This window comes from Campylobacter concisus, assembly GCF_002913865.1.
GTDB classification, from domain to species: domain Bacteria; phylum Campylobacterota; class Campylobacteria; order Campylobacterales; family Campylobacteraceae; genus Campylobacter_A; species Campylobacter_A concisus_AM.
The window spans coordinates 1-21,247 of sequence record NZ_POYX01000121.1 but is presented as its reverse complement, the minus strand read 5'-3'; the positions used below and the strand labels follow the sequence as shown (position 1 = coordinate 21,247).

Sequence of the window (21,247 nt, the reverse complement as noted above, 5' to 3'; positions counted from 1 at the left end):
TCCAAATTTTATTTGTATTCTATCTTTGCTTTTTGGCGTAGAGCTTCACTTTTTTGTCTAACAGCAGCTTGGAATTTCTCCATTTTTACAGCTTGCTCGATCTCTGGTTTTGCTTGCTCAAAGCTTACAGTGCCAGCTGCTTTACCATCTTCTTTTAAGATAACATGGTAGCCAAACTGAGTTTTAACTGGCTTGGTTGAAACTGTGCCATTAGCCATTGAAAATGCTGCGTCTGCAAAAGGTTTTACCATTTGGCTTTGACCAAACCAGCCAAGCTCGCCACCGTGTGCTGCTGAGCCTTTGTCGATTGATTTTTGGCTTGCTAGCTCTGCAAATTTCTTAGTTAGTGCCTCGCCTTTTAAATTTTTAAGTTGAGCGATGATGTCATTTGCTGTTTTTTCATCTTCAACTAAGATATGTCTTGCTCTTGCTTGAGCTGGTTGGTTCATGCTAGCTTTGTTTTTGTTATAAAAATCTCTTAAATCGCTATCACTTACTTTTATACCGTCAAATAGTTTTCTCATATAAAGCTCAACTGCGATGCCCTCTTGTGCAGCTTTTACAGCCTTGATGTAATCAACATCTTTTTCAATGCCTGTCGCTTTTGCGTCTTTTAAAAGAAGTTTTCTGTTGATTAGATCGTCGATTATACGTTTTTTCTCATTTGGTTGAAGCTTGCTAGCGTCAAATCCTGGCATAGCCGCTGATAAAAGTGCTGAGATATCGCTATCGTTTATAGCATCGCCATCTACTGTTGCAACTACTGCTGCGTTTAGAGTGACAGCTGCAGCTAAACTTAAAACTGCTGGAAACAAAAATTTTTTCATATAAATCCTTTAAAAAATTGATTTTATGGGCAAAATTATATCAAATAATGCGGTAACTTTTCGTTTAACTTGTAATTTTAGGTAAAATAGCCAGATGAGAACAAAAAAAGATATTTTAGAGATAAAAAGAAGACTTTTGGACGAGTTTAAGGACGCAAAAAGCGAGCTTAAATTTAGAAATTTATATGAGCTACTTGTTTGTGTCATGCTCTCAGCTCAGTGCACCGACAAAAGGGTAAATTTGATCACCCCTGCTCTATTTGAGGCATATAAAGATGTTTTTGAGCTAGCAAGTGCAAATTTAGCCAGCCTAAAACTCATGATAAACTCATGCAGCTTTTTTAACAACAAAGCCGTAAATTTGATCAAAATGGCAAACAGCGTGGTTGAGCTTTATGACGGAGAAATTCCACTTGATGAAGAGAAGCTAAAAGCGCTTGCTGGAGTTGGGCAAAAGACCGCTCACGTCGTGCTTTTAGAGGCTACAAACGCAAACGTCATGGCTGTTGATACCCATGTTTTTAGAGTATCACATAGACTTGGTTTAAGCAGCGCAAAGACGCCAGAAGCGACTGAAGATGATCTAACTCTTGCCTTTAAAACCGACCTTGGCAAGCTTCATCAAGGCATGGTTCTTTTTGGACGCTACACCTGCAAGGCTAAAAAACCGCTTTGTTTTGAGTGTATATTAAGTGATCTTTGCAAAAGCAAGGACAAGGTGATATAGAAAAATTTGCTAGAAATTTCTAGCAAATTTTGTTTTTAAGAGTTATATTTTTTAACGATACCGCGAACGACTTTTTCGATAAAAAGCGCAGAGGCTACTTCACAGTGCTCTCTAGTAGAGTGAGGTGAGTAGATGTTTGGTCCAATAGAACATGCACTAAGACCTGCTTTTTTCTCTAAAAGCACTCCACACTCAAGTCCAGCATGCACAGCTGTTATCCTTGCTTCTGGCTTATAAATTTTAAGCTCTTCTAAAATATCGTTTGCAAATTTATCATTTATAGGTTTCCAAGCTGGGTTTCTATCCTTGCTAATAACACTAAAGCCAACTGCTTTTGCAAGCTCTGAAATTTCAAATTCCATCCTATTTAGACCGTCTTTGCTCATAGATCTTGCGAAAAACTCCACTTCAAGCGTGCCATCATCTTTGATCTTTGCAAGTGAGAGATTGACGCTATCTTGCGGTATGCCTAGTTCGCAGTTGTAGGCTCTTACACCTTGTGAAAATGAGTTAATTAATGCTAAAATTTTCTCGCCATTTTCTAAAATTTCATCTCCCGTGCCAAGTTTTTTCACGCTTAAATTTTCACACTCACTCTTTAGCTCTTTATCACTTAGCACAAGTGCAGTTGCGCCACTTGGGATAGAGTTGCTTCGCTCGCCACCTTCAAATTTAACAAGCCTGCAGCCATTTTTAGTGACAAATGTAGCCAAAACCTTGATCGCATTTGGGATATTTTTATGTATCTCGTTGCCAGAGTGTCCGCCAGGTAAGCCACTTACTTTTACTTCGTAAAGCGTGCTCTCTTTTGTTTTTTGGCTATTAAGCGCTATAGTGGCAAATAAATTTACACCACCAGCGCAGCCGATAGTTACGCGGTCGTCCTCTTCACTATCTAAATTTAAAAGCTTATTGGCTTTTAGATCGCCGCTAAAACCAGCAGCACCGACCATGCCAACTTCTTCGTTGTTTGTAAAGAGGCACTCAATGTCGTCAAATTCGCTTATCATCTGCATCATGATAGCCACGCCTATGCCGTTATCTGCGCCTAAAGATGAGTTTTTAGCCCTCATGTAGCCATCATCGCCATAAACTATCTCGATCTTTGGCGCATCGCCCATGCATACCATATCGTAGTGGCTTTGCAAGCAAATTTTTGGCTTGCCTTTGAATGCATGAACGTTGCCAAAGCTATCGACCACGACTTCACAGCCCTTATCTCTTGCAAAATCAGCTAAAAAATCACGCATCTTATCAGTCTCATAACTGCAGTGCGGTATCGCTGCAAGTGTCTCAAATTTCGTTAGAACTTCACTCTTTGACATATTTGCCTCCTTTAAATTTATTTTATCTCGCCCTTATAGCCAGTCGCATCGACCGCCTTTAAAAGCTCTTTTTCATCGACCTTGTCATCTGCTATAACGACAGCTTTTCGCTCTTTTAGCGATACATCTGCCTTTTTTACGCCCTCAACGCTAAGTGCGGCCTTTCGAACTATCGCTGTGCAAAGCGGACAGTGCATGCTAGGCACTAAAATTTCTATCTTTTTATCAGCGTAGCTTGCAGCCACCAAAAGGGCTAAAACTAAAATTTTACGCATAAATTTCTCCTAAAAGCTCTGGATATGTAAGGAGTAAAAGTAGTATCACTCCAAAAAGTATATATATAAGTATCCATTTTTTCTTTTTATAGCTTAGGTTGCAGCTTTTTGGCTTGTAAAACAGAGCAATGCCAGAGATCACAAAGCAAATGACCGCCACGACGCTTAAAGGGACGCGGTACTCGTATAAATTTTGTGTCCAAGATAGAAATGAAAAAGATGTGCCAAAAAGCAAGAAAAGAAGTGCCGGCAAGCAGCACAAGGTAGCGCCGATAGCACTACCTATGGATGTTAGTATCAGCCAAAAGGCTCTCATTTTAGCTCTGTTGAGACGTAGTCGTAGCTAAATTCTTTTGGCGAATAGTAGTTTTGTGTGTTGCCATCAACCTCAGCGTATGGATAGCCAAAGTTGTTTAGCGGAGTTTGCTCTGGGGTTGGCTTTAAGATAAAGTCACGTCCGTAGTTAAAGCCTATCCAGCACATCTCCCAGTTACCAAAGCAATAGTCCCTAACAGCTTTGATCTTAGCGTCATCGTTTGTTAATTTCTCGCCCAGTCTTACCTTCGTAACGTCAGCTGGATCAACCGGTATCCAACCATAGCCTTTTAAGTAAAACTCAGCCCTGCAGTGCTGTCCGCCTGAAATTTTAGCCACGCCATCTTTTGCACTACCCATCTGATCTGAAAATCTAGACTGACCAACCCTGATACCAAAAATTTCTCTTGCAGGGATGCCAACTGATCTGCAAAGTCCCACAAAAACTGAGTTTATGTCGGTGCATTTGCCAACTAGTTTGCCACTTTCTAGGATCGCTTTAACATCGCCCGTGCCACATCCAAGGACGCTGTTATCACGCTGCATAGTGTTTGCAACCCACGTATATATCGCTTTTGCACGCTCCAAATCGCCCTTTAAATTTCCAACGATATCTAGCGCTTTTGCCCTTACGACGCCATCTGTTGGGATGTGTGAAGTTGGTTTTAAAAACTCCAAAACAGCAGGATCGACCTTCTCATTTGGATCGAAATTTACCTTGCTAAAGTCGGTATTGCGCTCTGTTGTTTGGATCTTAAACTGGATATTTAAAATAGGTCTTTGCTCATTTTCTTCAAATTCGCCATACATTGTTGGTATTAGCGTGTCTGAGATATAGACGTTTTTAGCGGTTGTGTTTATGACGTAGTCTTGGGTTAGTTGCTGATAAGTGGTGCTTAGTGGGAGCGGTAGCCAAATTCTCGAGCTTTTGCCCTTTTCAAGAAGCAGATGTTTGAAATTTACATCAAAATTTCTAACTACTGGGTTTGCTGGCTCATCGCTAGATAGGGTGACACTTGGAAGCAGACTTGCTGCACCTAAAAAACTACTGAATTTAAAAAAATCTCTTCTTTGCATAAAATGCCTTTTGCTTAATCTTAGCCAAACTTGGCTCTAAAACTGCCTGCTATTCTAGCATAAAATTTTTATTTATGATAAAATCCGCCACATGAAAAAGATTATATTTTTAGGCTTTATAGCGCTATTTTGCAACGGTTGTCTTTATATGAACGAGCGCGGAGTTTCGACACAATATTATAATGATTGTAAAGAGTATTATGACGCGACTGGCACCTACCAAAAAGAGTGTCCGCACAACATCGTAGACTGGAAATAGCGTGGATCTTAGCAAATTTAACGAGCAGCAAAAGCAAATTTTAAATAAAATAAAAAATTTAGCAAATTTTGATTGCGAATTTAGCCTCTCTGATAGCGTAAATGTCAAATTTAAAAATTTAGACCAAGCTAAAAAAGATGAAATTTACAACCTCGCCCTTAGCCTAAAGCCTTGGCGAAAAGGGCCATTTTTACTTGATGATATCTATATAGATAGTGAGTGGCAAAGTTTTATTAAATTTAATATCCTTGCCCCCCACCTAAATTTAGCTGGCAAGTGCGTGGCTGATGTGGGTTGTAACAATGGATATTATATGTTTAAGATGCTTGGGTACGGCCCAAAAAGCATAACTGGCTTTGATCCTAGCGTGCATACATTTTTACAGTTTAAGTTTTTAAATAAATTTATCCGCTCAAATATCAACTATGAGCTTCTTGGGGTAGAGAGCTTGCCAGAATACGCAGCGAAATTTGACACCATTTTTTGCCTTGGTGTCATCTATCATAGAAGCGATCCTATAAAGATGCTAAAAGAGCTAAAAACCGCGCTAAATCCAGGCGGCGAGCTATTTTTAGATACGATGTATATAGATATGGATGGCGACTTTGCACTTACACCAAAGGATAGGTACTCAAAAATTCCAAATATCTACTTTGTGCCAACGCTTAGCGCGCTTTGTAACTGGTGTGAGAGGGCTAAATTTAAGGATTTTACCCTGCTTGAGACAAAGGCTACTGATCTAAACGAACAGCGAAAAACACAGTGGATAGATGGAGAGAGTCTTTCAAATTTCTTAGACCCAGACGACAACACAAAGACTATCGAGGGCTATCCAGCACCAAAAAGAGCCTATATAAGAGTTAAAATTTAAGGATAAATATGGCAGATGAAAATATTTTTGAAGCAAAAGACGAGTCGCAAATAATCCTCCCAGAGGATGAAAACCCGCTAAGAAACGAGATAAAAACAGCTCCTTTAACAAAGCTAAATTTTAGTGGAACGGCATTTTTACTTGAGAAAAATCACGCAAAAACTAGGTTTTTTACCACGGCTGACATGGTAAGTGACGCTGAGGGGCTCATACATAGCGGTTTTGTCTTTATGGGGGCTAACTACGCAGCACTTTTAGCTATAAATGAAGAGTTTTGCGTCAGCATCGGTGCTAGGATAAATTTCTTTGGACCGCTCAAACTTGGCGATGTGGTCGAATTTGACGCACAAGCAAGGTTTGAAGAGAGTAGAAAAAGAGAGGTAAAAGTGATAGGCTACGTAAAAGAGATTAAGATCTTTGAGGGCATCTTTCAGCTAGTCACGCTTGAAGAGCATATCTTTGTCACTCAGCAAAAAAATATCCAAAAAGAAGCCGCCATAAGACAAAAGAAAGAGCGTGAAGAAGCGCAGGCTAAAAACAACGGCTAAATTTAACTGATGAGATATAAATTTCTCATCTTTTAACTTCAAATAAACTCAAATTTTTAAAGACAAATCTTATCTTATTACCCTAATTTGGTAAATGATCGGTAATAATTTTTGAAATTTTTAACAAAATTTAAGCTATAAAATTAATTTTCTATGATAATATCCTTTCAAAACATTTTTATCAAAAGGAGATTTAGATGAAACTTACAAAAGTTAGCTTAGCTGCTTTGGTTGCTTTAGGTGCATTTTCAAGCGTTGCAAGTGCAACTCCACTTGAAGAAGCTATAAAAAATGTAGATCTTTCAGGATTTGCAAGATATCGTTATACAAATGATCATTACAAATCAAACCCTGATACAAAAGCAAAAACAAACGATGTTGCTGGTTATGCTTTCAGAGCACAAACATCATTTAAAGCAGCTATCGACGATAACTTCTTTGGTGTTTTAACTTTAAGATATGATCAAACAGATGATTCTGGCAACAAAAACCTAAAAGGTACAGATAAAACAAGTACAACCGACACTTTTGGCGTTTATGAGATGTACTTAGGCTATAAAGTAGCTAATACTACTATTACAGCTGGCAAGCAACTTATCAAAACTTTCTATGATGATGGTGATATAGCAGGTACTGGTCTAAAAGTAGTAAGTACTGATGTACCTGGTCTTACTTTAACAGCTGCAGCTTATGATGCACTACAAAGCGACGGTACTGAAATAGATGGTCCATTGCTTAATAGAATAGTAAATGGTACTGAAAATGATAAATTTAATGGTTCTGCTGGCAATCTTTACTATTTAGGTGCAGCTGGCAGTTATGATCCAGTATCTTTTAAAGCAGCTATTGCAAATCTTCAAGAGATAGCAACACTTTATGGTGCTGAAGCTGGTGTTAGCTTTAATGTAACTGATGATGTAAATCTAAACCTAAAAGGTCAGTTTGTCCATAACGACTCAGATCACAAAGATGTAGCTGATGCTAACTTCTGGGCAGTTCAAGCTGGCACAAAACTATTTGGTGCTAAGCTTAACGCTGGTTATTTAGACTTTGATGCTAAAAATAAAGATAATAATAAGTGGTCATTTACTTCAATTGATGCAAATGGTCAGTTAATCAACCCAACTAAAATTCTAAATAGTGTTATGAGTGGTGGCGGAAAACAATACTATAACAATATTAAAGGTAACAACGACTACTGGTTTGTTAATGCTGGATATGATATAGATAAATTTGGCTTTGGTGCTGGATATACTCAAGGTAAAGGCTATAGCTGGGCTCTTAGTAAAGAGAGAGCAAAAAGAAGCGAATGGTCTCTTGACGCTAGCTACAAATACAGCAAAAAACTTACATTCCTCTCTTGGTATGCAGCTGCTAAAGACAAAAAAGACGGCGAAAGCTACAAACAAAATCGTATCAGATTTGAAGCAAAATATAGCTTCTAAAAACATTTATCCGAGCGAGCTTTCGCTCGGATCTTCTCAACTTCTCAATACTTAATCCAAATCAGCAATCCTTTCAAATAAACCCAATATAATGCCAAACAAAAAAGGCAAAAAATGTATCTTTTTTCTCTCATTACGCATTTAGTTTGTGCCATTATCTTTATAGGATATGTATTTTTTGATGTTTGCATATATCCATTTGCCAAAAAAACGATAAATCCACAAACCCTTGAAGCTGTCAAAAAAGCCTACACAAAAGGCAGTGCAAAGGTTTTTGGCACGGCATTTTTGCTACTTTTGATAAGTGGGGCATATATGGCAAAGGACTATCTTGGGGGCGAGCATGGCTGGTGGCAAAGCAACTTTCAAAAGCTCTTGCTAGCAAAGATCGCTATTTTACTTCTGATGTGTCTTATCACATTCATCTCTGTTTTTAATGTCACTATCTTAAAAAAGCCAGATCCATTTGGTAAATTTTCACACCTCATAGCCCTTGTGCTTTGTTTGATGATGGTCGTTTTGGCTAAATTTATGTGGTGGGTTTAGTAGTAAAATTTGGCTGTAAATTTAAGCCCAAATTTGCAGCCAAGTCTAATTTTCAGTCGATACTTTTTAGCTTATCTTTATTAAGCCCCTCTTCTATGCGCTTGATCTCCTCGCTTCCATCTCTTACGACGCTTTTGTCGTATTTTAGATACTCATCTATCTTTTTTGGATATTCGACGTGAGTTAGGATAAATTTAAAGACATTTAGTCTCGCCTCTTTTTTATTGTCACTTGAGACGATGACCCACGGCGAGATGCTATTGTGAGAGGCTAGCAGCATCGAGTATTTGGCGATGGAGTATTGGTCCCAAAGTTCTTGCGCTTTTTGATCTACTGGAGAGATTTTAAACTGCTTTAGCGGGTCGTTCAGACGCTCTTTGAAGCGCTTTTTTTGCTCCTCTTTTGTGATAGAGAGGTAAATTTTAAAGAAAATGATGCCTGAGTTTATGATCATCTCTTCAAATTTTGGCACTTCACGCAGGAATTCTTTATGCTCAGCCTGCGTGCAAAAGCCCATCACTGGCTCAACCCCAGCCCTGTTGTACCAGCTCCTATCAAAGATCACGATCTCGCCAGCGCTTGGCAGATGCGTCACATACCTTTGAAAGTACCACTGCGTCTTCTCGACGTCGCTTGGTTTTGTAAGCGCTACGATACGGCAACCGCGCGGATTTAGATGCTCAGTTAGGCGCTTTATCGTGCCGCCCTTGCCGGCTGCGTCTCGCCCCTCCATTAGCATAAGCACTCTAAGTCCCTTGTCTTTGACATGATTTTGGAATTTTAAAAGTTCTATCTGAAGCAGTCTTAGCTCTTCTTCGTAGCCAAGTTTATCGCTTTTTTGGTGTTTTTTATCTTTTGACATCATCGCTCCTTTTAAAAATTTCACGCTTTTTCACGATTTTACTATAAAATAGAATAAATTTAAGAATTTAGACTAAAATCATCTCTTTTGATTTAGCAAGGATTAGCATGTTTTTTAAATTTATTATTTCTCTTATTTTGTTTGCAAGCTCACTTTTTGCCGAGGTTTTAGACGTCAGTAAGGCATTTGTTTTAAGCCCAAGTATCGACGAACAAGGCGTTGAGATCAAGTTTAAATTTGGCGAAAATATCTACCTTTATAAAGATAGCTTTGAGGTTAAGCTTGGCGAAGAGAAGATAAATTCTTTGCTAAACATGCCAAAAAGTGAAAACACTGGCGAATACGAAATTTACCCAAAAGATTTTTCACTGTTTATCCCACTAAATTTAGTAAAAGAGCATCTTAAAAACGGCAATGCTAGGCTAAATTTAAGCTATCAAGGCTGCGCTAAAAATGGCATTTGCTACCGTCCGCAAACTAAAATTTATGATATCTTTGAAAAATTTGGCAAATTTAGCATCATAGCCTTTGAAAAAGAGCAAAAAGATGAAACCAATCCTGAATTTACCGAGCTTTCAGAAGATCAAAGCATTGCAAACGAGCTAAGTAGCAAAAACTTTTTTATCTCGCTTGCGACATTTTTTGGCTACGGCCTCCTACTCTCGCTCACACCTTGCGTATTTCCGATGATACCGATCTTATCAAGCATCATCGTCTCAAAGGGCGGCAGCCTAAATGCTAAAAAAGGCTTTTTGCTCTCGCTAGTTTATGTAATTGCGATGAGCCTTGCTTACGCGCTTGCTGGCGTTGGAGCAAGCCTACTTGGCTTTGGCATCGCAGGGGCTTTGCAAAACATCTACGTGCTTGGCGCATTTGCGGCCATTTTTGTCATCTTAAGCTTTAGTATGTTTGGCTTTTACGACATCAAACTGCCCTCTAAATTTGAAAATATGATCAACAAAAAGTCGCAAAACAGCTCGGGTCTAATCGGCGTTTTCATCATGGGCTTTGCCTCAGCGCTCATCGTCTCGCCTTGCGTGGCAGCACCACTAGCAGGCGCACTTCTTTACATAGCGCAAAGCGGAGACGCACTTTATGGAGGCATCATGCTCTTTGTTATGGGGCTAGGCATGGGCGCACCGCTTCTTGTGATAGGGCTAAGCTCTGGCAAGCTCCTGCCAAGACCTGGTGGCTGGATGGATGAGGTCAAAAAACTCTTTGGCTTTTTGATGCTCATCATGGCTGTTTGGATCCTCGCGCGCGTGCTTGGAGCGTTTTTTGAGCTACTTGGATATGGCGTCATAGGTGTCTTTGCGGCAGTCTATCTGGGCGCATTTGAAGCGACAAACGGTGGCTGGGCTAAATTTAAAAAAGCACTTTGCATGCTAGCTTTTATCTACTCTTTCATGCTAATAATCGGCGCATTTTTAGGCTCAAAAGACGCGTTTTCGCCGCTTTCTGGGCTAAATTTATCCAAAAACGAGAGCGAGTTAAATTTCAAACAAGCTAGAAATTTAAACGAGCTAAATGAGATGATAAAAAGCTCAAGCAAGCCAGTGCTAGTGGATTTTTACGCCGAGTGGTGCGCGAGCTGCAAAGAGATAGAGCATATCACTTTTAAGGACGCTGGCGTGAAAAATGCTTTGGCAAATTTTACGCTTATTCGCATCGACGTGACAAGTGGCGGGGCGCAAAATGATGAGATGTTAAGAAATTTTGGGCTCATCGATCCGCCTGCACTTCTACTTTTTAAAAACGGCGAAGAGCAAAAATCACTTAGAACGATCGGCTTTATAAATGCTAAAAATTTCATAGCAAAGCTTGAGAAAATTTAGATATTAATAGCAAATTTGGCTGGATTTTTAAATTTATCAGCCAAATTTCTCTAGGCTTTGCAGACTTTACAACTAACTAGAAATACGACAAAGAAGTAAAATCAGCTATCAAATTTATATTGTGTGATAACGTGAGCAAAATTACAAAGCCAAGACTTGCAGTCATCTTAAATTTATCAAATTTTAAAAATATCAGCGAATTTGGTTTGGTTTTAGGATAGTAAAACAACCAAATTTTAATCAAATTTCGCTCAATATCACGTCTAAACAAGACCGAAAGCCAAAGATAAAAACTTCGCTCAAGCAATCATATTAAATTTATCAAATTTTAAAACATGCCAACAAGTAGAAATAGAAACTAAATTTAGTTTAGCGCCAAGGTAACCAACACAACTAATATTTAATCAAATTTTGCGCCAAATCGCGCACAGAAAAGACCGCAATGTAAAATATCAGCAAAATTTGCGATTGTCTTAAATTTAAAACATCTCAGCAAATAGACAAAATTATTCAAATGAATTTAAAAATATGAAATTCGTAGTAAATTTAACCAATAACACAGCTAGAACTTAATCAAAACCACGTGCAAGCGAGCTAGACCACAAAATCAAATACAAAATATCAGCAAAACCATTAGCCAAATTTATAAAAACTCGGTTTTTACTCTGCCGCAGCAAAAACGCCAAAGCAGGGCAAATTTAGGTTCATTTACCAAATTTAGCTAGCGCTCTTTGGTAGTCCTCTTCGCTGTCGATGCCGATGCTTTGACTTTCAACCTCTAGCATCGCTATCTTCTTGCCATTTTCTAGGGCACGCAGCTGCTCGAGCTTCTCGGTATTTTCAAGGCTTGAAGGCATGAGCGCGCAAAACTCTTTTAGACTTTTTACGCTGTATCCGTAGATGCCAAGGTGAGCCTTGTAGCTTTTGCACTCGCTTCTGTTAAATGGTATCCTCGATCTTGAAAAGTAAAGCGCATAGCCCTCAAAATCAGTCACCACTTTGACTAAATTTTTATCATCAGCAAACTCATCGTCCATCTTTTTGTAGCAAGAAAACATAAAAGCTTTTTGCCTATTCTGCTCGCAAAATGCCCTAAATTTAGCGATATTTTCAGGCTCGATAAATGGCTCGTCGGCTTGCACATTTATGATGATCTCGCTCCCATTTAGCCCCAAAATTTGCGCCGCTTCGTTTATCCTGTCAGTGCCACTTTGATGATCTTTGCCAGTCAGCACCGCTTTTATGCCATGAGCCTTAGCGATACCAAGCACACTTGGCTCATCCACAGCAACCGCCACATCGTCCACGCCGCTTACTCTAAGAGCCGTCGCCACAAACATAGGCACGCCGTTTATCTCTTTTAAAATTTTATTACTAAACCTTGTTGAGGCAAGGCGGGCTGGGATGATTATCATCGCTCGACCCATTCTAGGACGCACTTTTCAATCTCGTCCTCTTTTATGATGTTTTTGTGTAAAATTTTCGCGCTAAATAGCGAGTTTATCGAGCTTGGCACGCTGTCATTTAAGATTTTAGCAGTCTTTGCCAGCGCATCTTTTTCATCTTTTGTATCTTTGATCTGGCACGCCTTGATCATGCTTGGCGTAAATTTCACCCAGTGCGCGGTCGATGTGATGACGCTTACTCGGCTAGCATTCACCATTTTAAAGCAAGTAGCCGTATGCGGATCGATAGCGTAGCCGTCCTTTGCAAGCTTTGCGATATATGCCTCGCACTCCTTATCATCGCACCAGCTAGCCTCGAAGTCCTCTTTTAGCGCTTCAAGCTCTTGCTTGCTAAGCTTATAAAATTTATTTTTGGCTAAGCTTTGCATGAGTTCATTGGTTCTAACGCTGCCAAATTTATCAAATAGCAAGCGCTCGACATTTGAGCTTATTAAAATGTCCATGGCTGGGCTTATCGTCTTAACCAGCTTTTTATCCCTGAGGTCATAAACGCCGGTGGTGAAAAGCTGCGTCAAGATGTTGTTTGCGTTTGAGGCGATCTTGATCTTGCCGATCTTTGCGCCCATTTTTTTAGCGTAATATGCCCCAAGTGCGTTGCCGAAATTTCCGCTTGGTACGATGATATCAAAGCTCTCGTTTGCCTTAAGCGCCTTTTGTTTTAGCAAATTTGCGTAGGCGTAGGCGTGGTAGATGATCTGAAAGAGAATTCTTCCAAAATTTACAGAGTTTGCTGCGCTTAGCTTAAGACGCTTTTTCTTAAGCTCAGCTTTAAATTTATCATTTGCAAGTAGCGTTTTTAGCGCCCTTTGAGCGTCGTCAAAGTCGCCTTTTATACCAAAAACCTTTAAATTTTCACCCTGCATGGTCTGCATCTGAAGCTTTTGCACCTCGCTCGTACCACCGTCTGGATAGAGGCAGACAACCCTTATGTTTTCGTCGTTTGCAAAGGTTTGAAGTGTAGCAGGGCCCGTGTCGCCGCTAGTTGCACACATGATAAGATATCTTTCACCTCTCTCTTTTGCTAGCTGGCTAAGTAGCGAGCCAAAAGGCTGAAGCGCCATATCCTTAAATGCCCTTGTGGGGCCGTGATAGAGCTCATTTACGTATAAATTTTTATCTATTTTTTTAAAAATGACTGGGTGTTTTGGGTCATCAAAGCTTGCATATCTCTTGAGCGCTTTTTTAAAAAACGCCTCTGGCACGTCAAATTTAAACAGCGAAATGATGTGAAGTGCGAGCTTTTCGTAGCTTAGGCTTGAGAGCTCTTGCCACTTTGACCTTGTTATCTTTGGTAACTTCTTTGGCGCGTAAAGTCCGCCGTGAGCGGAGCTTGGACTAAGCATGGCTGTGCTTAAATTTACGTTTTTTACCTTTTCATCTTTTACGCTTCTAGTTGGTGTTAGTCTCATTTTTTGCCTTTTTTGGTTGATTTTTTTATCCAATTTTCATATTTTTTAAAAACCTCTTTTGGCTTAAGTGCCAAAATTTCTGGGGTTTCGTAGCTGCGGTGCTTTCTTATAAATTTAGCTACTTTTTTAAATTTTGCGTCCGTTTTTATGAGTAAAATTTGCTCTTTTTCATCACAAAGCTTCTCTTGCCAAAGATAAATGCTCTTTGCGCTAAAGCTACTCACGCAAGCTGCAAGTCCCTTTTTCACGAGCTTTTTGCTTAGTTTTTTTGCCTCTTTTTTCTTTGCGACTGAGGTGATTAAAATTCTCATTTTGACCTAAATTTTCCTTTTAAAAAGTGGCTCATTATAACAAAATGGGCTTAAATTTGCTGCGCCAAAACCTTTTTAAACTCCTCGCTTAGCGTAACTTCAAGCGTGATAAGCGATACTCTCAGCCCAAAATCCTTTACCTTTACATAGTCCTTTTGCGTCATCAAAAGCGAGGTGGCGCCGTAGGTTTGTAAAATTTCGCTTAGCTCTTCTTTTGAAAAGTCGTAGTGGTCAGGGAAAAAGACCTGCCCCACGCACTCGCCAAAAAATGGCTCAAGGCGGGCCGGGTTTGCTATGGCGGTTACTAGCACCATTTTTTCGCTTTTGTTTAAAATTTCGCTCTTTCTAAAGTGAGTTTGCCCCTCACGTGCGATGAAATCACCAAATTTATAAAAGCTAAATGGATATCTATAAGCCCCGCTTGGCAGGCAAAGCTTTAGCTTTGGCTCGGGGTTTGGGCGCACCAAAATGTCAAATTTGGCTATGTCAAATTTAGAAAATCCATCATCCAACAAAATATACTTTGCGCCATGCTTTTTGGCGTAGTCTATGGCTACTTTTCTATCTTCACTAACGATGACGTTTGCGTTTTTGATGCTTGTGGCATATATCATCGCCTCATCGCCGCTCGCTGCAACGTCAAGTAAAATTTCGCCATCATGAGCGACAACTTGCATGCCTTTGCTCTTTCTTTTATAGCCTCTAAGGATGATAAAAGCGCCTTCGAAATTCTTAGCGATAGCGACACAAAGTGGGGTCTTGCCGCTTCCTCCAAGGGTTAAGTTTCCAACGCTAATTATTTTTATACCATAGTCTTTTTTTTGAGCGCTAAATTTCTTACAAATAACGACTAGAGCGTAGATAAGACTTAGTGGCAAAAGGAAAAATGCTAGTAAAATTTGAAAGAAATTTGGGCGAAAGAAGTAGTCATTCGCCCAGGTGTGCAAGAGGATGTTAAATTTCTTAAACACGAGATTTAGAAATTTCTTTTACTGTGCTGCAGATGTATTGCACCTCTTCGTCGCTCAAACTATGATATATAGGTAGCGACAGGACTTGTTGATATGTCTTTAGAGCATTTGGGAAGTCATTTACTTTAAGCGAATATTTATTTTTATAATAGCTTAGCAAATGTATCGGTATATAGTGCAGCGAAGTGTGAATTCCACGCTCCAAAAGCTCTCTAGCAAAGCTGTCGCGGTTTTTATTTATCTTGATGATGTACTGGGTGTAGATGTGCTCGCGTTTTTTGACTGGGGTTGTGATGTTGTGACACTCTTTAAGCTCTTTATCGTAAATTTCAGCGATCTTTTTTCTACGTTTTATGAGATCGTCTGTCTTTTCAAGCTGAGCGATAGAAAATGCCGCATTTATCGAGTTTATGTCATATTTTAAACCGATATCAACAACGTCGTAGATGTAGCTTAAACTACCAAATTTATCTATACCATTTACAAGGGCATAGTTACGAAGTAGTTTTGCTTTTTTATAGACCTCTTCGTTATTTGTCGTGAAAAATCCAACTGTTGAGATAGGATTTTGCACGCGTGAGTTTGTCTGAAAGCATGACAAAAACGAGTCTGAACCGACTTTTTTGCCGTTATAAGTTAGTCCTATGCCTCGATTTGCATCATCTAAAACGACGATGCCATATTTTTCGCAGATAGCCTTTATCTCATCAAGCTTAGCACTTTGTCCAGCGATGTGTGAGATGAAAGCACACTTTAGTTTTTTGTGATTTTGCTCTTTTAGCACCTTTTCAAGGGCTTCTGGGCTGATGTTAAAGTCCTCTTCATCGATATCGACAAAGATAGGCTCAGCATCAAAATGTCTAACTGCTTGAGCCACGCTAGGGAAGGCATTTACCGAACAGATGACCTTATCGCCGCGCTTTGTGTCCATCGCACTTAGCGCTAGATGATGCGCTGCTGCGATGTTGTTTGTAGTGATAACAAATTTAGCACCAAAGTACTCTTTTAGCTTTTCTTCAAATTTAGCAACTGTATCAGTAGCATTTTCAGAATGCAAAGCCTCTTCGATAAGCTCACTTTCGCGCTCAGTGATAGTTGGTTTGTAAAACGGAATTTCTCTCATCTTTAATCCTTTAAATTTTCACTATCAACGGCATTTGTCGTTTAAACCTGTTTGAAACAACTCTATTTTCTATATCCAAGACCGCTTTTGATCCAAACTTTTTGATGGCTTGCTCCTTGTTATTTTCTAAATTTTGTAAAATCTCATCGATAACAGCATAGCTGTAACCTATGTCGCCCTCGTCACTTTGCCCATCCCAAAGATCAGCAGAAGGCGCTTTTTTGATAAAATTTTCATCAACACCAAGATGTTTTGCAAATTCAAAAATTTCACTCTTATAAAGCTCTCCGATAGGATTTATCGCGCATGCCAAATCCCCAAATATCGTGCCATAACCAAGCATAAGCTCACTTTTGTTGCTTGTGCCGATGACTAGAGCGTTTATACTAGATGAATAATCATAAAGCAAGCTCATTCTAACTCTAGCTGCTAAATTCCCTTTTCTTAAATTGCTTAAATTTACATCTATCGTTTCGTAAAAGGCATTTAAAATGCCCTCTATGGATAAAACCTTGTATTTTATGTTTAATTTTTCGCATAAATTTAAGGCGTCATCCATATTTTGTCTGTTTGATGATGCTGTTGGCATGATGAGTGCATGAGTTTCATCTGGCTTTGCTATCGCACAAAGTGTCGCAACCACAGCAGAATCAATACCGCCGCTTACGCCTAATAGTAGTTTTTTACCTTTAGTTTTATCTTTTAAGCTAAAAACTAAGGTTTCTTCTATTTTTTGATACCCCTTCATTGTCCCTTTGCCTAAATTTGCTTCCTTTTGCAAAAATTATACTAATTAAATTTAAAATTTTTCTTTAAGTTTAAGTAAAAAGATGCAAATATTTAAGAAATGATAAATTTAAGGTAGAAAATGAGAGTAATGCATAAAAGTTTTGGCGATTTTGGGACAAATTGCTACATCGTCACCAAAAATGACTCAAGTTTGGTGATAGATCCAGGCGACGGCGCAAAAGAGTGGGTTTTACAAAATGCACAAAATTTAAAGGCGATACTTTGCACTCATGGACATTTTGATCATATTTACGACGTGAGCGAGCTAAAAAATGAGCTAAGAATCCCAGTTTATATCAATAAATTTGATGCTTTTATGTGTGAGAGTGACATTTTTGGCTATATGAAAAATACCTTTGTGCCAGACATTTTAGCTCAAGGCGATGAGAGCTTTGCGGTGGGTGACTTTTCTTTTAAATTTCACCATTTTCCAGGACATACACCAGGTTGCTCGATGATAGAGATAGAAGACGCGATCTTTAGTGGGGATTTTTTATTTAAAGGTAGCATCGGGCGCTGGGACTTTCCATATTCAGACAAAAACGAGATGATAAATAGCTTAGAAAAGTGCAAAAAACTAGAGGGCGACTTCACTCTTTATCCAGGGCACGGCGCGATCAGCACGCTAAGAGATGAACGAGTAAGTCTTGATAGATGGATACAAATAGTTAAAAACTCATAGTTTTTTTATGTTTGGATACTTTGCCAAGTAAGTTGAAAAATATTTTGACTTTTAAATTTGCCCAAAACCTTGATCTATAAATAAATGTGTAAAATTTAAAATTTTGTAGTTAGTTTTAAAGAGCAAGGCAAGTGCCCTGCTCTAGGAGTTTTACTCGACTTCAGCGTCTATTACGTCGTCGTCTTTTTTGTTGTTGCCGCCGTTTGCGCCAGCGTTTTCATCTTTTTTATACATAGCTTCTGCAAGTTTGTGGCTAGCTTTGCTTAGAGCTTCTACTTTTGCATCGATTTGCTCTTTTGAAGAGTTTTCATCTTTTAGAACCTCTTTTAGATCATTTAGCGCAGCTTCGATGTTGCTTCTATCATCAGCTGGGACTTTCTCGCCAAGCTCGCTCATGCTCTTTTCAGTTTGATGAACTAGTGCATCGGCTTGGTTTCTAGCTTCAACTGCATCTTTGCGTTTTTTATCCTCTTCTTTGTGAAGCTCAGCGTCTTTTACCATGCTATTTATCTCATCTTCGCTAAGACCGCTTGATCCTGAGATAGTGATGTTTTGGGCTTTGCCAGTTGCTTTATCTTTTGCTGAAACGGTCAAAATTCCGTTTGCATCGATGTCAAATTCGACTTCGATTTGAGGCACGCCTCTTGGAGCTGCTGGGATGCCCTCTAAGTTGAAGTTACCAAGTGATTTATTATCCCTTGCAAACTCACGCTCACCTTGTAAAACCATGATAGTAACGGCACTTTGGTTATCTTCTGCAGTTGAGAAAACTTGACTTTTCTTAGTTGGTATAGTTGTGCCTTTTTCGATGATCTTAGTCATCACGCCGCCAAGTGTCTCGATACCAAGGCTAAGTGGAGTAACGTCAAGAAGTAGCACGTCTTTAACGTCGCCTTTTATAACCGCACCTTGGATCGCAGCACCGATAGCTACGACTTCATCTGGATTTACGCTCTTATTTAGCTCTTTGCCAAATGCCTTTTTAACCTCTTCTTGAACAAGTGGCACACGAGTTGAACCACCGACCATTACGACCTCTTTGATGTCGCCCTTGCTTAGACCTGCATCTTTGATGACTTCATTTATCTTAGTGATAGTCTCGCCCACAAGTGAGTCGATCATGCCTTCAAATTTGGCACGAGTTAGCTTTTTGACAAGGTGTTTTGGACCAGTCGCATCAGCTGTGATAAATGGTAAATTTATCTCAGTCTCTTGAGCTGAGCTTAGCTCTTTTTTAGCATTTTCAGCGGCTTCTTTTAAGCGTTGAAGCGCCATGATATCGCCTTTTAGATCGATACCAGTTTCGTTTTTAAACTCACTTACTAGCCAGTCGATGATCTTGTTATCAAAGTCATCACCACCTAAAAATGCATTACCGCCAGTTGCCAAAACTTCAACTATATTATCGCCAGTTTCAAGCACTGTAACGTCAAATGTACCACCACCTAGGTCATAAACTAAAATTTTCTCAGCCTCTTTTTTATCAAGACCATAAGCAAGTGCCGCAGCTGTTGGCTCGTTGATGATACGAAGCACGTTTAGACCAGCGATTGTTCCAGCTTCTTTTGTAGCCTTTCTTTGGCTATCGTTAAAGTATGCAGGCACAGTGATAACCGCGTCTGTCACGCTCTCGCCAAGATATGCTTCAGCATCTTCTTTTAATTTGATAAGAATTTTTGCTGAAATTTCTTGCGGAGTATAGACCTTGCCAGCGATCTCAACCGCGCAAGCGCCGTTTCTATCTACGACGTGATATGGCAAGCGAGCCTTTGCCTCTTCAGCATTTTTTTCATTGCTCATCAAACCCATGATACGTTTGATAGAATATATCGTTTTTTCAGGGTTTGTAACTGCTTGACGTTTTGCAACATCACCTACTAAAATTTCACCTTTGTCTGTAAAAGCAACAACAGATGGAGTTGTGTTTTTGCCCTCTTTGTTTGGGATAACCTTGCTCTCGCCGCGCTCAAAAACGCTCACACAAGAGTTTGTTGTACCTAAGTCTATACCTATAACTTTTGACATATTCTTCCTTTATTAGATTTATTTTTTAAATTTAGTTTGCCACACTGACCATAGCTGGGCGCAAAACCCTACCATTTATCATATAGCCCTTTTGTAAAGCCTGCACGATCTGACCGCTCTGCTTCTCCTCGCTATCAACCCTTAAAACGGCATTATGCACATTTGGATCAAACTCGGTATCAGTTGCGATCTCGCTCACGCCATGCTTTTCAAAACATTTCTTAAACTGATTTATTGTTATCAAAATGCCCTCTTTGATCTTTTTAGCAAATTCATCATCCTCTGGGTCAAAATTTGCAGCGATCTCGAGTGCATCGATGACTGGTAGCAAGTCCCTTGCAAATTTCTCATTTGCATAGCTTGCAACGTCTGCTTTCTCTTTTTCATAACGCTTTTTGATATTTTCAAACTCAGCATTTGCTCTGTAATATTTATCAGTGATCTCGCCAAGCTCTTTTTCGAGCTTCTCAACTTTTGAGATATCGCCAAGTGCATCTAAATTTACGCTATCGCTAGCTACCTCTTGCACTGGCTCGACCTCAGGTAGATTTTGCTCTTTTACCTCTTCGCTCACGCGGCCTCCTTTATTAGATTTATAAATTTCACATAATCAGTATAAACACTGCCAGCACAGATCATCTGCGCCTCGCTACCAAGGTAGTTTGCTTTAAATTTAAGCCCCATGTAATTTTCGTCAAACATAGGAGAAAATGTAAGTTCTTCATCCATCTGCAAGCTAAAACTTGGGTCAAAAACCATCTTAAAGCGTCTATCCTTGAACATATCAAAGGCTAAAATTTCATTTTCTTGGAAGTAAATTTTAGTCCTTTTAAGCTCTCTTATCTTGTTTTTTAGTTCGCTTAAGCCAACTTGAGAGCAGATAAGCTCAAGCTTGTCTAAACTAACTCCGATAAGGTTGTTTAAAAATTTATACATCCTAGCATCAAATTTGATGACGATCTCATCGCCACTAAAATTTAAAACCAGATACCTATCATTTAAATTTAAAATTTCTAGCAACTCCTTATCGATCGTGCCAAAAATCATACAATAAAGCTCAAACTCATCACAGAGCATCTTTAAGCTTCTTGGGTCATTTATCTCTAAATTTATGTCGCTTTCAGCAAAAATTTCACTCCAATATCTTCTCATCGCAGCAATAGTTGGGATCCTGCCGCCACTGATGTGAAGTTTTGTGATCTCGCCCTCATCTGAAAGCTTTTTAAAATAAACACGTATCGTAGATGCCGGTATCGCCATGCTCATGCGAGAGCCAAGCTCGTTTGAGCCAATAGGCGCATTGTCCTGCAAATAGGCTTCAATGATAGAATTTAGTATCAAATCGCGTTTATTTGTTTTACTCACTTTTAGCACTCTTTCTTTTTAATTGCTAAGCGGATTATACAACTTTAGTTTATTAATGTCAAGTATATAAGTTAAAAAAATTTATTTATATATATTTAGCCTATATAACTAAACTTTTCTAATGCCTATATTATAAGATTTACGTAAAAAGAAATAAAATTTAAAACAAAATAAGAAATTTAACTTCAACATAA

Annotated in this window: 23 protein-coding genes; 8 read left to right on the top strand and 15 right to left on the bottom strand. The window is 39.2% G+C overall.

Annotated features, from left to right (window positions below; translation table 11 throughout):
- Positions 1 to 8: 8 nt before the first annotated feature.
- Positions 9 to 827, bottom strand: coding sequence for a peptidylprolyl isomerase (locus CYP77_RS07705; RefSeq protein WP_009294116.1), 819 nt, complete (start codon positions 825 to 827; stop codon positions 9 to 11).
- A 94-nt stretch (positions 828 to 921) separates the two neighbouring features.
- Between CYP77_RS07705 and nth the strand changes: the two genes are divergently transcribed.
- Entirely contained in the window at positions 922 to 1,554 is a 633-nt protein-coding gene (nth, locus tag CYP77_RS07700) for an endonuclease III (protein ID WP_258032378.1), read from the top strand.
- Between the two features lie 35 nt (positions 1,555 to 1,589).
- Here the strand turns inward: nth and CYP77_RS07695 are convergent, their stop codons facing one another.
- The 4 genes from CYP77_RS07695 to CYP77_RS07680 are packed head-to-tail and all read right to left on the bottom strand — an operon-like array spanning position 1,590 to position 4,546.
- Positions 1,590 to 2,879, bottom strand: coding sequence for a M28 family peptidase (locus tag CYP77_RS07695; protein ID WP_103566995.1), 1,290 nt, complete (start codon positions 2,877 to 2,879; stop codon positions 1,590 to 1,592).
- 17 nt (positions 2,880 to 2,896) lie between these two features.
- Positions 2,897 to 3,154: a heavy-metal-associated domain-containing protein gene (locus CYP77_RS07690; protein WP_103566996.1), complete on the bottom strand. Its 258-nt coding sequence runs from the start codon at positions 3,152 to 3,154 to the stop codon at positions 2,897 to 2,899.
- A complete protein-coding gene (locus CYP77_RS07685; RefSeq protein WP_021090140.1) occupies positions 3,147 to 3,470 on the bottom strand; it encodes a hypothetical protein in 324 nt (107 codons plus the stop codon). Before CYP77_RS07685 ends, CYP77_RS07690 begins: the two co-directional genes overlap by 8 nt.
- Positions 3,467 to 4,546, bottom strand: a complete 1,080-nt coding sequence (locus tag CYP77_RS07680) for a transglutaminase-like domain-containing protein (protein WP_103566997.1) — start codon at positions 4,544 to 4,546, stop codon at positions 3,467 to 3,469. The genes CYP77_RS07685 and CYP77_RS07680 overlap by 4 nt, the downstream gene beginning before the upstream one ends.
- A gap of 91 nt (positions 4,547 to 4,637) precedes the next feature.
- Here CYP77_RS07680 and CYP77_RS10040 point away from each other — a divergent pair, with 91 nt between their 5' ends.
- The 5 genes from CYP77_RS10040 to CYP77_RS07660 all read left to right on the top strand — a co-directional run bounded on the left by CYP77_RS10040 (position 4,638) and on the right by CYP77_RS07660 (position 8,215).
- Positions 4,638 to 4,805, top strand: a complete 168-nt coding sequence (locus CYP77_RS10040; protein WP_002942642.1) for a hypothetical protein — start codon at positions 4,638 to 4,640, stop codon at positions 4,803 to 4,805.
- A gap of 1 nt (position 4,806) precedes the next feature.
- The gene (gene cmoB / locus CYP77_RS07675) at positions 4,807 to 5,676 is read left to right on the top strand and encodes a tRNA 5-methoxyuridine(34)/uridine 5-oxyacetic acid(34) synthase CmoB (protein WP_103566998.1); all 870 of its coding nucleotides are present in this window, start codon (positions 4,807 to 4,809) and stop codon (positions 5,674 to 5,676) included.
- Between the two features lie 8 nt (positions 5,677 to 5,684).
- The gene (locus CYP77_RS07670; protein ID WP_012140023.1) at positions 5,685 to 6,224 is read left to right on the top strand and encodes a thioesterase; all 540 of its coding nucleotides are present in this window, start codon (positions 5,685 to 5,687) and stop codon (positions 6,222 to 6,224) included.
- A 197-nt stretch (positions 6,225 to 6,421) separates the two neighbouring features.
- Positions 6,422 to 7,669, top strand: coding sequence for a major outer membrane protein (locus CYP77_RS07665; protein ID WP_103566999.1), 1,248 nt, complete (start codon positions 6,422 to 6,424; stop codon positions 7,667 to 7,669).
- Between the two features lie 114 nt (positions 7,670 to 7,783).
- Positions 7,784 to 8,215: a trehalose-6-phosphate synthase gene (locus tag CYP77_RS07660; RefSeq protein WP_103567000.1), complete on the top strand. Its 432-nt coding sequence runs from the start codon at positions 7,784 to 7,786 to the stop codon at positions 8,213 to 8,215.
- 52 nt (positions 8,216 to 8,267) lie between these two features.
- Here the strand turns inward: CYP77_RS07660 and ppk2 are convergent, their stop codons facing one another.
- A complete protein-coding gene (ppk2, locus tag CYP77_RS07655) occupies positions 8,268 to 9,077 on the bottom strand; it encodes a polyphosphate kinase 2 (protein WP_002942696.1) in 810 nt (269 codons plus the stop codon).
- 107 nt (positions 9,078 to 9,184) lie between these two features.
- On the opposite strand from ppk2, the gene dsbD reads away from it, so the two are divergent.
- The gene (gene dsbD, locus CYP77_RS07650; protein ID WP_103567001.1) at positions 9,185 to 10,912 is read left to right on the top strand and encodes a protein-disulfide reductase DsbD; all 1,728 of its coding nucleotides are present in this window, start codon (positions 9,185 to 9,187) and stop codon (positions 10,910 to 10,912) included.
- Positions 10,913 to 11,616: 704 nt separating this feature from the next.
- Here the strand turns inward: dsbD and kdsB are convergent.
- Genes kdsB through CYP77_RS07620 form a run of 6 tightly spaced genes read right to left on the bottom strand, consistent with a single transcriptional unit; the run spans position 11,617 to position 16,940 of the window.
- Complete coding sequence (gene kdsB, locus CYP77_RS07645; protein WP_103567002.1) at positions 11,617 to 12,327, bottom strand: 3-deoxy-manno-octulosonate cytidylyltransferase; 711 nt, start codon at positions 12,325 to 12,327, stop codon at positions 11,617 to 11,619.
- On the bottom strand, positions 12,324 to 13,787 hold the full coding sequence (gene thrC / locus CYP77_RS07640; protein WP_103567003.1) for a threonine synthase: 1,464 nt from the start codon (positions 13,785 to 13,787) through the stop codon (positions 12,324 to 12,326). Before thrC ends, kdsB begins: the two co-directional genes overlap by 4 nt.
- The gene (gene cutA, locus CYP77_RS10400) at positions 13,784 to 14,098 is read right to left on the bottom strand and encodes a divalent-cation tolerance protein CutA (protein WP_103567004.1); all 315 of its coding nucleotides are present in this window, start codon (positions 14,096 to 14,098) and stop codon (positions 13,784 to 13,786) included. Before cutA ends, thrC begins: the two co-directional genes overlap by 4 nt.
- Before the next feature lie 50 nt (positions 14,099 to 14,148).
- On the bottom strand, positions 14,149 to 15,069 hold the full coding sequence (locus CYP77_RS07630) for a tetraacyldisaccharide 4'-kinase (RefSeq protein WP_103567005.1): 921 nt from the start codon (positions 15,067 to 15,069) through the stop codon (positions 14,149 to 14,151).
- Entirely contained in the window at positions 15,062 to 16,192 is a 1,131-nt protein-coding gene (locus CYP77_RS07625; RefSeq protein ID WP_103567006.1) for a DegT/DnrJ/EryC1/StrS family aminotransferase, read from the bottom strand. The genes CYP77_RS07630 and CYP77_RS07625 overlap by 8 nt, the downstream gene beginning before the upstream one ends.
- Positions 16,193 to 16,202: 10 nt before the next feature.
- Positions 16,203 to 16,940: an NAD+ synthase gene (locus CYP77_RS07620; RefSeq protein ID WP_103567007.1), complete on the bottom strand. Its 738-nt coding sequence runs from the start codon at positions 16,938 to 16,940 to the stop codon at positions 16,203 to 16,205.
- A 120-nt stretch (positions 16,941 to 17,060) separates the two neighbouring features.
- On the opposite strand from CYP77_RS07620, the gene CYP77_RS07615 reads away from it, so the two are divergent.
- Positions 17,061 to 17,663, top strand: a complete 603-nt coding sequence (locus tag CYP77_RS07615; protein WP_103567950.1) for an MBL fold metallo-hydrolase — start codon at positions 17,061 to 17,063, stop codon at positions 17,661 to 17,663.
- A gap of 150 nt (positions 17,664 to 17,813) precedes the next feature.
- On the opposite strand, the gene dnaK is transcribed toward CYP77_RS07615, so the two are convergent.
- The 3 genes from dnaK to CYP77_RS07600 are packed head-to-tail and all read right to left on the bottom strand — an operon-like array spanning position 17,814 to position 21,053.
- On the bottom strand, positions 17,814 to 19,688 hold the full coding sequence (gene dnaK / locus CYP77_RS07610) for a molecular chaperone DnaK (protein ID WP_103567949.1): 1,875 nt from the start codon (positions 19,686 to 19,688) through the stop codon (positions 17,814 to 17,816).
- Positions 19,689 to 19,719: 31 nt separating this feature from the next.
- A complete protein-coding gene (grpE, locus tag CYP77_RS07605; RefSeq protein ID WP_103567948.1) occupies positions 19,720 to 20,262 on the bottom strand; it encodes a nucleotide exchange factor GrpE in 543 nt (180 codons plus the stop codon).
- Positions 20,259 to 21,053 (bottom strand): HrcA family transcriptional regulator, encoded by a 795-nt coding sequence (locus CYP77_RS07600; RefSeq protein WP_103567951.1) that lies wholly within the window; start codon positions 21,051 to 21,053, stop codon positions 20,259 to 20,261. Before CYP77_RS07600 ends, grpE begins: the two co-directional genes overlap by 4 nt.
- Positions 21,054 to 21,247 lie beyond the last annotated feature (194 nt).